This window comes from Pseudarthrobacter sp. NPDC058119 (assembly GCF_042884655.1).
Taxonomy (GTDB): domain Bacteria; phylum Actinomycetota; class Actinomycetes; order Actinomycetales; family Micrococcaceae; genus Arthrobacter.
Genome location: NZ_JBHVTN010000008.1, coordinates 76,318 through 88,040 on the forward strand (window position 1 = coordinate 76,318; position 11,723 = coordinate 88,040).

The following is an 11,723-nucleotide window of genomic DNA, read 5'->3' on the forward strand; positions in this document are numbered from 1 at the left end:
GAAACTCTTCCGGCGCAGGTCAAAGCGCGGTACAACTGTGGTTGAGGGCACATCGTCCCGCCTCCGGACACCTTTCATCCAAAGCGGCGGCCGCGGGACAGGCTGACGAGGAGGTCACAGATGTCCCACGCAGACGGCTACAGCCGCAACGGCGGAGCTTTTCCCGACGAACCGCGCCTGACGCGGGATACCGTCATCCGCGGACCGGCCCGGCCCGCCCCCTATATCGGCGCCGGTGTCCTGCTGGCTGCCGCCATCCTTTTACCCCTGATGCCGCAGCTCTACTCTTTTGACGCTCCGCGGCTGGCCGGGATGCCCTTCTTCTACTGGTACCAGCTGCTGTGGGTGCCGATCTCTGCGATCCTGACCGGCAGCGCGTACTGGCTGGTCACCAAGGAAGACCGACGACGGCGGGCTGAGGCCCGGGCGGGCGGCCCGCCCCAGCCGGGCAGTGACTCCGCCGGGGCCGGGTTGGGAGGGGACCGGCCATGAACCCGCGCGAGATCAACTGGACTGCCCTGGTCATCGTGGTGCTGCTGTTCGTCATCGTGGCCGTGATGGGCTTCCTCGCCGCAAGGTGGCGCCGGAGCACCGAAGTGGAGGGGCTGCACAGCCTGGACGAGTGGGGACTGGGCGGCCGCGGCTTCGGCACCTGGATCACCTGGTTCCTCCTGGGTGGGGATTTATACACCGCCTACACCTTCGTGGCGGTACCGGCAGCCATGTGGTCCACCGGCGCGGTCAGCGGCTTCTTCGCGGTTCCGTACACGATCGTCCTGTATCCGATCATCTTCATCATCATGAGCCGGCTGTGGTCCGTATCCCACCGCCACGGCTACGTCACCTCGGCAGACTTCGTGGGCGGCCGCTACGGTAGCCGCTGGCTCTCCCTGGCCGTCGCCGTTACGGGCATCGTGGCCACGATGCCCTACATTGCGCTGCAGTTGGTGGGCATCAAAGCTGTGCTCACCGTCCTCGGCCTCGGGAGCTCCGACAATGTCCTGCTGACCGACCTCCCCCTGATCCTGGCTTTTGTGGTCCTGGCCGCCTACACGTACACCTCCGGCCTCCGCGCCCCGGCGATGATCGCCGTCGTGAAGGACCTCCTGATCTACCTTGCCGTGATCGTGGCCGTCATCTACCTGCCCATCAAGTTCGGCGGCTGGGACACTATTTTCGGTGCAGCCCAGACCAAACTCGGCGCGGTGAACCAGGCCACGGGCAAGCCGGCAGGCGTCTTCGTCCCCGGCGCGGCCAACTACTCCGCCTACTGGTCGCTGGCGCTCGGATCCGCCATGGCGCTGTTCATGTACCCGCACTCGGTGACCGCGGTGCTGGCCTCGAAGGCACGCAATACCATCCGCCGCAATGCCGCCATCCTGCCGCTGTACTCCCTGATGCTCGGTTTCCTGGCCCTGCTGGGTTTCGTGGCCATCAAGGCCGGCACCAAGCCAATCGACCTGGACGGATCCGTCAATCCGCAACTGGTGGTCCCACAGCTGTTCCTTGACCACTTCCCGTCCTGGTTTGCCGGGATCGCACTGGCAGCCATCGCCATTGGGGCCCTGGTGCCGGCGGCGATCATGTCGATTGCGGCCGCGAACATGTTCACCCGGAACATCTACCGCGACTTCATCCGCCCGGACGTCGATCCGAAGACGGAGGCGAAGGTGTCCAAGATCGTTTCCCTGGTGGTGAAGGTGGGCGCCCTGGTCTTCGTGATCGCGATGGACCAGTCGGCGGCCATCAACATGCAACTGCTGGGCGGCATCTGGATCCTGCAGACCTTCCCCGCCGTGGTCGCCGGTCTCTACACCCGCTGGTTCGACCGCTGGGCCCTGCTGGTCGGCTGGGCGGTGGGCATCATCTTCGGCACCGTCTCCGCCTACAACGTGGTTAATCCCGTAACCAAGGCGCACTTCGGTGGTTCGGTGGCTCCCATTCCCGGCACGGACTTCAGCGTCTACATTGCCGTGTCGGCGTTCGCGCTGAACCTGGTGGTCGCCGCCGTGCTGACCCTGGTGATGCGGGCCCTCAAGGTCCGGACCGGCGAAGACCTTACCCGGCCCACGGACTATGCCGCCGACGAAACGGATCCGAAAGTGGTGCAGATCGAAAAGACCCAGCACTTCACCCAGCCGGGCGGACCTTCCCCGGTGGCCTAGCCGGACCGGGACCTGACCGCAGCCTCACCCAGCCGCCCTCCTGCCGGGTTGCGTCCCGGCAGGAGGGCGCTCCCGTCACAACCAGGCGGTGCGGCGCAACGGCGGTTCCTCCCCGCCCGGCCGCCGCACCAGGACCTGGTTGACCCCGGTGAGTCCGTTTTCGAATCCGATGGCGCTGGCTGCCATGTACAGCCGCCACACCCTCGCACGCCCGGCTCCGGCCAGTTGCACCGCTTCCGCCCAGTTCTGCTCCAGGCGCCTGACCCACGCCCGGAGGGTCAGCGCGTAGTGGGGGCGCAGCGCCTCCACGTCGAGGACTTCGAACCGGGCAGTCTCCAGGACGGACACCATTTCTCCCAGGCTGATCATCTCGCCGTCCGGGAAGACGTACCGGGGAATGAACGAGTCGGGATCCGGAGCGGTGGGGCCGGCGTTCCAGGAGATGGCATGGTTCAACAGTCGGCCTCCGGGGCGGAGCAGGCCAAACAGCGCTGCGGCGTAGGCAGGGGTCTGGGCCCGTCCCACATGCTCGGACATGCCGATGGAACTGATGGCGTCGTAGGGCCCGTCGCTCACGTCCCGGTAGTCCTGGACCCGGATTTCCACCCTGTCGGTGAGGCCGGCGTCGGCTGCGCGCTTCCGCGCCAGGATGGCCTGCTCCATTGACAGCGTCACCCCCACCACGCGGGCGCCGTACTTTGCCGCGGCATGAAGGGCGAAGCTGCCCCACCCGCAGCCAACATCGAGGACCCGCATCCCGGGCTGCAGGCCCAGCTTTCGGCAGACGAGGTCCAGCTTGGCTTCCTGCGCCGCGTCCAGGCCATTGTCCGGATCGCCGTCGGGGGCGCCCTCGTCCGGCCACACAGCGCAGGAATAGACCATTGAGGGTCCCAGCACCAAGGCGTAAAAATCGTTGCCGACGTCGTAATGATGCGAGATGGCGGCCGAATCCCGTCCACGGGAGTGCATCCTGCCCTTCCTGGCGATCCGCGCCTCCTCGGGCGGCGGGGCCGGGCTGGTTCCCACAGCGCCCAGCCGGACAGCGGTGCGCAGCAGCAGCCAGAGTTCGCCGGCCGAAAGCGGCCGGAACGGTCCGGGCTCGGCGAACTTCCCGGCCGAACTCAACGCCGCGAAGGCTGCGAAGACGTCACCCGGGGCGTCGATGTCACCGGCCACATACGCCCGGCTCAGGCCAAGCTGCCCCGGTGACCAGAGCATCCGCCGCAGCGCCTTCCGGGACTTGAACTCGAGGACCGGCGCGCCGGGAGGGCCCGCTTCCGAGCCGTCCCATGCCCGCAGCCGCAGCGGGACTTCGCTGGTGCCCAAAACCACCCCCAGCGCCTTCTCCAGCCTGGCGGCGTGGCCGCCCGCTCCAGGTCCGCTTTCTCCGGCGTCTTCAGTGTCCATGCGCCAACCCTAAGGCCGGCCGGCCCTCCGCGACTATCATGGGGGAGTGATTCCTGACCCAACCGATGTGGTGGTCATCGGGGCGGGCCAGGCAGGCCTGTCGGCGGCGTACCACCTCCAGCGCCGCGGGCTGGGCTTCGCCGTGCTCGACGCCGAGGAAGGTCCCGGCGGTGCATGGCGGCACCGCTGGAAGAGCCTGCGCATGGCCACCGTCAACGGGATCAGCGACCTTCCCGGAATCGCCAAACCAGAGGTGGATCCCGCGGAACCAAGCTCGGAATTCCTGACCCGCTATTTCGCCAGCTACGAGGCGGAGCTGGGGCTTGCCGTCCACCGGCCGGTGAAGGTGCGGGCCGTGAGGCGTGAGGACAGCAATCCGGCCGGGCGGCTGCGGATCGAAACGTCCGACGGCGACTGGAGCGCCAACGCGCTGATCAACGCCACGGGCACGTGGACCCGCCCATTCTGGCCCATCTACCCCGGCCGGTCCTCGTTCCGCGGCAGGCAACTGCATGTGGCCGACTACGTGTCCGCGGACGAGTTCATCGGCCGGCACGTGATTGTGGTGGGCGGCGGCATCTCTGCCGTGGGGCTGCTGGAGGAGATCTCCCGCGTCACCTCCACCAGTTGGTTCACGCGCCGGGAACCGGTGTGGCGGGACGAACCGTTTGATGCCATGGCGGGCCATGACGCCGTGGCGCTCGTGGAGGAGCGTGTCCGCAACGGACTTCCGCCGCAAAGTGTCGTCTCGGTGACGGGCCTGATCTGGACGCCCGCCCTCCGCGCGGCGAAGGAACGCGGGGCGCTGGACCGGCAGCCCATGTTCACCGCCATCGAACCCGAGGGGGTCCGCCGCGCCGACGGCACCCTGCTGAGGGCCGACGTCATCCTGTGGGCCACAGGGTTCAGGGCCGAACTGGAACACCTGGCGCCGCTTCACCTCCGCGGACCGGGCGGCGGGATTGCCATGGACGGAACCCAGGTGGCGGCCGAGCCGCGCGTGCACCTGGTCGGTTACGGTCCGTCGTCGTCCACCATCGGCGCCAACCGGGCGGGACGGGCAGCAGTGGCAGCGATCCTGAAGCTGCCGGGGATGGCGACGGCGGCGGAACCGGTAACGTGGGGGTGAGGCCCCGGGTGCCGGGGCCGGCAGAGGCGACAGAAGGCGGCAGCACACCGGTGGCAGCAAACACCCTGGCGGACATCTTCGACGGGCTGCGACGACGGCCTGATGTGGAAGCCCCCAACCTGCAGGCCTGGGACGCCACCGACCGGCTCCTGCTGGACACCGCCGTCCAGCTGGGACGCGCCGGCAGTGGCGTGGCCGTCATTGGAGACCGCTACGGAGCACTCACCCTCGGAGCCGCCGGGGTCCTCGCCCCGGCCTCGTTGCGCGTGCACCAGGACCTCATCACCGGGGAGCGGGCCTTGCGGCTGAACGCGGCCGAACTGTCAGCCAGGCGGGAGGGTGCCGGGCTTCCGGAGGACGGCGCCGGGCCCGTTTTCGTGCACCTTCCCCTGGGGCCCGAACTGCTGGCCGGAGCGGACACCGTCCTGCTGCAGCTGCCCAAGACCCTTGCCGAGCTCGAGGAGACCGCCGCAGCCGTTGCCACATACGCCGCACCGGACGTCCGGCTCCTTGCCGGCGGCCGGATGAAGCACATGTCACTGGGCATGAACGCCGTCCTTGAACGGTACTTCGTGTCCGTGCAGCCGCAACTGGCGAAGCAAAAATCGCGGGTCCTCCTCGCCGCCGGACCCAAAACCGCCGCCGCCTCCCCGCGTTTTCCGGTGGTGGAGCACCTCGCGGAACTGGACCTGGACGTTGCCGCGCACGGCGCCGTCTTCGCCGGCGCCAGGCTGGACATCGGCACGCGCTTCCTGCTGGGGTTCCTGCCCGCCATGAAGCCGGCACGCCACGCCGTCGACCTCGGGTGCGGCACCGGCATCCTCGCCGCGATGTATGCCAGGCAGTTCCCGGACACCGCCGTCACGGCAACAGACCAATCGGCGGCCGCCGTCCAGTCCGCGCTCGCCACTGCCCGCGCCAATGGGCTGGCGGACCGGATCACCGTGATGCAGGACGACGCGCTCAGTACCTTTCCCGGTGGGACAGTTGACGCGGTCCTGCTGAATCCGCCTTTCCACGTCGGGGCTGGAGTCCACGCCGGCGCCGGGCTGAAGATGATCGAAGCGGCCGGGAGGGTCCTGGCTCCGGGGGGCGAACTGTGGACGGTCTATAACCGGCACCTGGCCTACCTTCCTGCCCTGGAGCGGTCCGTCGGGCCCACCGTGGTGGAGGGCCGTAACCCAAAGTTCACGGTCACCCGGAGTACCCGCAGGTCCCACTGACCCCTTCCTGCCCCTCACCGGCCACGACATCCGCCGCGCCGCTGGCGGGACATGTGGGCGGTGGGGGACGCTTAACGTACGATTCAAAGCATCACCACCGCCAGGTAGCCGAAGACCTTTAGGGGACACAGTGTCTGAGATCCGCCAATCCTCTCCGAGGCGCGGAACCAACTTGCCCAGGATGGGGGACTTCAACCTCACAGTCATCCTCGACGCAATCCGCAGGACATCCGGCGGACTGAGCCGGGTGGAGCTCGCCCAGATCGTTGGCCTGTCGCCGCAGACCATCTCGAACATTTCCCGCCGCCTGCTGGACCAGAACCTGATCGTCGAAGCCGGCAAGGAGGGCAGCGGCCCCGGTAAGCCCCGCACCATCCTGCGCCTGAATCCCGGCGGCATGTACGCCCTCGGCGTCCACCTGGACCCGGCCGTGACCACCTTCGTGGTGCTTGACCTCGTGGGGGCGGTGGTGCGGCACTCCCGGATCAAGACTCCCGGCGGAAACGATCCCGCCGCCGTGATTGCCACCATCGCCGCGGAACTGGCCCAGCTCGTGGAGGATTCCGGCGTGGACCAGGGCCGCATTGCAGGACTCGGAGTGGCCGCCCCGGGTCCCATCGACCTGGACCACGGCACCGTCGTGGACCCGCCGCTGCTCCCCGGGTGGGACCGGGTGGAACTGCGGGACGCACTGGCCAAGGCCACCGGCTACTCCGTGCTGGTGGACAAGGACGTCACCAGCGCCGCCGTCGCGGAAACGTGGGCGGGCGGCCCCAGCGGTGCCGGCAGTTTCGTGTTCATGTACATGGGTACCGGCATCGGCTGCGGGATCGTCCTCAACGATGAAGTTGTCAGGGGGACATCCGGCAACGCCGGCGAAATCGGCCACATCATCGTGGACCCGGACGGACCACCCTGCGACTGCGGCCAACGCGGCTGCGTCAAGTCCTCCGCCATTCCGCAGGTCCTGGTGGCCGAAGCGGTGGCCGCAGGAATCCTGGAGGGCGCGCAGGCCGGAAGCGCCGCCGAAATCCAGCAGAGCTTCTCCGAGCTGTGTGCCCGTGCCTACGCTGGTGACGAAGGCGCCGCCGCCATCCTGGACAAGTCCGCTGTCCTGGTTGCCAGGGCGGTCTCGGTGGTCACCAACACCCTGGACGTTGAACGGGTGGTCTTCGGCGGCCCCTTCTGGACCTGCCTCTCGCAGCGCTACCTGGAGCTGGTCCCGCCGCTACTGGACGCCAACAGTGCCGCCCGCCTGATCCACCCCATCGAAGTCGTAGGGACAGGGGTGGGGGAGGACGTGGGCGCCATCGGCGCGGCCTCGCTGGTCCTTGAACACACGCTGGCGCCACGCGCCCAACGGCTCCTGCTGGAAAGCTGACAGCGCCATGTTTCGCCGGGCATCCAAAGCCGCATCGCTGGTGGCCGCCGCAGTCCTGGTCCTCACCGCTTGCACCCCTGCCGATCCTTCGGGCGGGAACCGGACCATCAAGGTGGCCTACCAGAAGACAGACTCGTTCACGGCACTGGACACCATGTTCCAGGACGCGAAGAAAGAGTTCGAGGCCGCCAACCAGGGCGTGACGATCGAGCTGCAGCCCATTCAGGCCAACGACGACGATTACGGTACCAAGCTGGCCCTGGCCCTGCGGTCACCCTCGACCGCCCCGGACGTCTTCTACGAGGACACGTTCAAAGTGCGCTCCGACGTGGACGCCGGGTACCTGCTGAATTTGGACAGCCGCCTGGAGGGGTGGAGGGACTGGGACAAATTCGACGACGCTGCCAAGGAAGCCGGCAAAGCGGACGACGGCGGCACGTACGCGGTGCCGCTGGGCACCGACACGCGCGCCATCTGGTACAACAAAAAAGTTTTCGCGGCGGCCGGCATTGACCTGCCGTGGGAGCCGTCCAGCTGGCAGGACATCCTGGACACCGCCCGCGAGATCAAGGCCGCGAACCCCGACGTGGTTCCCTTCAACATGTATGCCGGCAAAGGCACCGGCGAAGGAAGCGTGATGCAGGGCTTCTACGAGCTCCTGTACGGTACGGGGGCGACGCTGTATGACCCGGATTCAAAAAAGTGGGTCGTTGGCTCGGCCGGGTTCAAAGATTCGCTGGCCTTCCTCAGCACCCTCTATGGGGAAAAGCTCGCAGTTCCCCCGGCCGAGGCGCTGGACCCGAACATCTGGAAGAAAGTCTTCGGCGAATGGTTCCCCAAGGCCAAGCTTGGCGCCACCGTGGAAGGCTCCTACGCGCCGTCGTTCTGGCAGGACGGCGGAAGCTATGCCTGGCCGGAATATAAGCAGGACATGGGAGTAGCCCCGTTCCCCACCCAATCAGGGGGTGCGCCCGGCGCAGTGAGCATGTCCGGAGGGTGGACGCTGGCCGTCGGCGCGGAAAGCAAGCAGCCCGACCTCGCATTCAATTTCCTGACCACCGCCCTGAACGCAAAGAATTCGCTGGCGTTCACGGTGGCCAGCTCGCAGATCGCCGTCCGCACCGACGTCGCCGCCGACCCCGGCTACCAGTCGGCCAACCCGTTCGTGAAGGACGTGTCCAGCCTGGTCCCGGTCACCCGGTACCGGCCCGCGACGTCCGACTACCCACGGATCTCCGCTGCTGTACAGGAGGCCACCGAGGCCGTGATCACCGGTAACAGGACCCCGGAACAGGCGGCAGCCGATTACGACGCGGCGGTGGCCGGTATTGTGGGCGGCGACAAGACCATTCGGAAGTAGCGGTGCCCGCCAGCCACCGCACACGGCAGGTGGTCCGGTACCTGCCGGTGCTGCCCGCCGTCGTGCTTCTGCTTGTGTTCCTCGCAGGCCCCGTGCTGTGGGCCTTCCACGCCTCGCTGACCAACGCCGCGCTTACCGGCCGGCATGCCAGGAACCCCGACTGGGTGGGCTTGGACAATTACCAGCGGCTGCTGCAGGACCAGACCTTTCCCCTGTCGCTGGCGCTCACCGTCCTCTTCGTCGGCGGCTCGGCGATCCTGGGCCAGAACGTGCTGGGGCTCGCCCTCGCGGTCCTGATGCGGCGCGCACGGCCGGTGGTTTCCGCAACGGTTGGGACCGCCGTCGTCGCCGCCTGGGTCCTGCCGGAAATCGTGGCGGCGTTCGCGGCCTACGCCTTCTTCAGCCGCGACGGGACACTCAACCAATTGCTCGGCCGGCTGGGACTGGCGGAGACCGACTGGCTCTACGCCGTCCCCATGGCAGCCGTGATCCTGGCCAACGTCTGGCGCGGGACCGCCTTCTCCATGCTGGTCTACCGCTCCGCGCTCGGCGGCGTCCCCGGCGAGCTGACCGAAGCTGCCCAGATGGACGGTGCCGGCGCCTGGCAGCGGCTGGTGTTCATTACCCTGCCGGTGATCCGGGGGAGCATAGCCACCAACCTGATGCTGGTCACGCTGCAGACCCTCGCCGTCTTCACCCTGATCTGGGTCATGACCGCCGGCGGTCCGGCCAACGGCAGCACCACGCTGCCTGTGCTGGCCTACCAGGAGGCCTTCAAGTTCGGAGACATCGGCTACGGCACCGCCGTCGCCACGGTCCTGATCCTCATCGGCGGAGTGTTCGGGGGAGCATACCTTCGTTTGCTGAAGGACCAGAGGCCGTGACTGCACGGCGCAAGGGCAGGCGCAGCATCCTGGCGGACGTGGTCCTGCTGCTGATTGGCGGGTGCTTCCTGCTGCCGCTGCTCTGGCTGGTCCTCGGGTCGCTGGATCCTGCCGCCGGACACGCGGTCAAGGTCCCCCAACAGCCGGCCCTGGACAATTTCGCCGCCGTCCTCACGCCGGAGCTGCTGTTCCTCCCACTGTGGAACAGCCTGCTGCTGTCCGCCGGGACAGGGATCGTGACACTGGCAGCGGCCGTGCTCGCTGCGTACCCCTTGTCCCGCTACCGCTCCCGTTTCAACACCCCGTTCATGTCCACGATCCTCTTCGGCACCTGCCTGCCCGTCACGGCCATCATGGTGCCGGTCTACGGCCTGTTCGTGCAGTTCCGGCTGCTGGATTCCCTCCCCGCCACGGTGTTGTTCCTGGCGGCCACCAGCCTGCCCATGGCTATCTGGATGACCAGGAACTTCATGGATGCCGTGCCCCTGGCGCTGGAGGAGGCGGCCTGGGTGGACGGCGCCTCCCGGCTGGCTGGCCTGCGTTCAATCGTTCTGCCGCTCATGGGGCCGGGCCTTGGCGTGGTGTTCATCTTCGTCTTCATCCAGGCCTGGGGGAACTTCTTCGTCCCGTTCGTGCTGCTGCTCTCCGAAGCCAGGCAGCCGGCAGCAGTATCGATTTTCAGCTTCTTCGGCCAGCACGGGGCAGTTGCGTACGGCCAGCTGGCCGCATTCTCCATCCTCTATTCGGTTCCGGTCCTGGCCCTCTACGCCCTCGTGGCGCGCGGGTCCGGTAATTCGTTGGCCCTGTCGGGAGCGGTGCGGGGCTAGTCGATGTCCTCGAGCACCACGCCGAAGGGCAGGGTATCGTCCAGGTGGGCCTGGTGGCCGTGGTGGGTGTCCACCACGCGGACGCCGTGGAGTTTATCGGCAGCGGACTGCATCAGGACGGGCCTGACCGTGTCGATGAACATTTGGCTTTTGTCGGCGAGGAACTCCTTGTAGCTGGCTGGAAGCTCAATCATGGCAAAAGGATAGACCTGTAGGCGCCGCAAGGGGAGGGGTCCCCATTGCCGGCCTCCGGACGTGCGGCTTGGATAGTATGGCGGCGGGGCGCATCCGGCCCGGACCGCGCGCCCAAACACCGTCATCAGGGGGAAACCAGTGCTTTCGACCAGCGTGCCCGCACGAATCCAGCCTGCGGAGCTGGCCAGGGCGCAGCAGGTGGCCGCCAACATTTCACGCAGTTTCGATGCGAAGGTGGTGGGGCAGTCCCGGCTGCGGGAATCGCTGCTGGTGGGCCTGCTGACCGGTGGCCACATCCTGCTGGAGAGCGTCCCGGGACTGGCCAAGACCACCGCCGCGCAGACCCTGGCCGATGCCGTCAGCGGCGAATTCCGCCGGATCCAGTGCACCCCGGACCTGCTGCCCAGCGACATCGTGGGAACCCAGATCTACGACGCCGCCAAGGGCAGCTTCCACACCCAGCTTGGTCCGGTGCACGCGAACATCGTGCTGCTGGACGAGATCAACCGCTCCAGCGCCAAGACCCAGAGCGCCATGCTGGAGGCCATGCAGGAACGCCAGACATCCATCGGCGGCCAGGACTACCGGCTGCCCTCGCCGTTCCTTGTCCTGGCCACCCAGAACCCCATCGAGCAGGAGGGCACGTACCAGCTGCCCGAAGCCCAGATGGACCGGTTCATGCTCAAGGACGTCCTGGACTACCCCAGCCCGGCGGAAGAGGCGGAGATCATCCGCAGGATCGACGCCGGCGTCTATACCCCCGAACAGAAGCCCGCCGCTGCCGCCTCCCTGGACGCAGTCATGGAGATCCAGGAACTGGCCGCGCGCATCTACATCGATCCGGCAGTGATCAACTACATTGTGGGGCTGGTGTATGTGACCCGGAACGCCTCCCAGTACATCGATGCCAGGCTTGCCGGATTCATCGAGTTCGGCGCCAGCCCCCGGGCCAGCATCGCCTTCAGCCAGGCAGCCCGGGCGGTGGCCCTGCTGAATGGCCGGGACCACGTTATTCCCGAGGACGTCAGGTCGCTGGCCCACCGGGTGCTCCGGCACCGGCTCATCCTGAACTTTGACGCTGTGGCCGAGCAGGTTCCGGTGGAATCGGTGATCGACGCCATCGTTGCCGCCGTCCAGACCCCCTGACCCCGC

11 protein-coding genes are annotated in these 11,723 nt (G+C 67.6%); 9 read left to right on the plus strand and 2 right to left on the minus strand.

What is annotated here, in order from left to right:
- Positions 1-120 precede the first annotated feature (120 nt).
- Positions 121-492, plus strand: coding sequence for a DUF3311 domain-containing protein (locus tag ACFVTD_RS16785; RefSeq protein ID WP_387565044.1), 372 nt, complete (start codon positions 121-123; stop codon positions 490-492).
- On the plus strand, positions 489-2,165 hold the full coding sequence (gene mctP, locus ACFVTD_RS16790) for a monocarboxylate uptake permease MctP (RefSeq protein WP_387565046.1): 1,677 nt from the start codon (positions 489-491) through the stop codon (positions 2,163-2,165). Before ACFVTD_RS16785 ends, mctP begins: the two co-directional genes overlap by 4 nt.
- 75 nt (positions 2,166-2,240) lie before the next feature.
- Here the strand turns inward: mctP and ACFVTD_RS16795 are convergent, their stop codons facing one another.
- Positions 2,241-3,572, minus strand: coding sequence for a class I SAM-dependent methyltransferase (locus tag ACFVTD_RS16795; protein WP_387565048.1), 1,332 nt, complete (start codon positions 3,570-3,572; stop codon positions 2,241-2,243).
- A 46-nt stretch (positions 3,573-3,618) separates the two neighbouring features.
- Between ACFVTD_RS16795 and ACFVTD_RS16800 the strand changes: the two genes are divergently transcribed.
- The 6 genes from ACFVTD_RS16800 to ACFVTD_RS16825 all read left to right on the plus strand — a co-directional run bounded on the left by ACFVTD_RS16800 (position 3,619) and on the right by ACFVTD_RS16825 (position 10,376).
- The gene (locus ACFVTD_RS16800) at positions 3,619-4,701 is read left to right on the plus strand and encodes an FAD-dependent oxidoreductase (protein WP_387565050.1); all 1,083 of its coding nucleotides are present in this window, start codon (positions 3,619-3,621) and stop codon (positions 4,699-4,701) included.
- Between the two features lie 50 nt (positions 4,702-4,751).
- Positions 4,752-5,924, plus strand: a complete 1,173-nt coding sequence (locus ACFVTD_RS16805; protein WP_387565052.1) for a class I SAM-dependent methyltransferase — start codon at positions 4,752-4,754, stop codon at positions 5,922-5,924.
- Positions 5,925-6,105: 181 nt separating this feature from the next.
- A complete protein-coding gene (locus ACFVTD_RS16810; RefSeq protein ID WP_387565054.1) occupies positions 6,106-7,305 on the plus strand; it encodes an ROK family transcriptional regulator in 1,200 nt (399 codons plus the stop codon).
- Between the two features lie 7 nt (positions 7,306-7,312).
- On the plus strand, positions 7,313-8,665 hold the full coding sequence (locus ACFVTD_RS16815; RefSeq protein WP_387565056.1) for an extracellular solute-binding protein: 1,353 nt from the start codon (positions 7,313-7,315) through the stop codon (positions 8,663-8,665).
- Between the two features lie 2 nt (positions 8,666-8,667).
- The gene (locus ACFVTD_RS16820; protein WP_387565058.1) at positions 8,668-9,549 is read left to right on the plus strand and encodes a carbohydrate ABC transporter permease; all 882 of its coding nucleotides are present in this window, start codon (positions 8,668-8,670) and stop codon (positions 9,547-9,549) included.
- On the plus strand, positions 9,546-10,376 hold the full coding sequence (locus ACFVTD_RS16825) for a carbohydrate ABC transporter permease (RefSeq protein WP_387565060.1): 831 nt from the start codon (positions 9,546-9,548) through the stop codon (positions 10,374-10,376). Before ACFVTD_RS16820 ends, ACFVTD_RS16825 begins: the two co-directional genes overlap by 4 nt.
- On the opposite strand, the gene ACFVTD_RS16830 is transcribed toward ACFVTD_RS16825, so the two are convergent.
- Positions 10,373-10,570, minus strand: coding sequence for a hypothetical protein (locus ACFVTD_RS16830; protein WP_387565062.1), 198 nt, complete (start codon positions 10,568-10,570; stop codon positions 10,373-10,375). The genes ACFVTD_RS16825 and ACFVTD_RS16830 overlap by 4 nt on opposite strands.
- Before the next feature lie 139 nt (positions 10,571-10,709).
- Between ACFVTD_RS16830 and ACFVTD_RS16835 the strand changes: the two genes are divergently transcribed.
- Positions 10,710-11,717 carry an AAA family ATPase gene (locus ACFVTD_RS16835; protein WP_387565064.1) on the plus strand — a complete coding sequence of 336 codons (1,008 nt, stop codon included), beginning with the start codon at positions 10,710-10,712 and terminating at the stop codon, positions 11,715-11,717.
- The last annotated feature ends 6 nt before the right edge of the window (positions 11,718-11,723 follow it).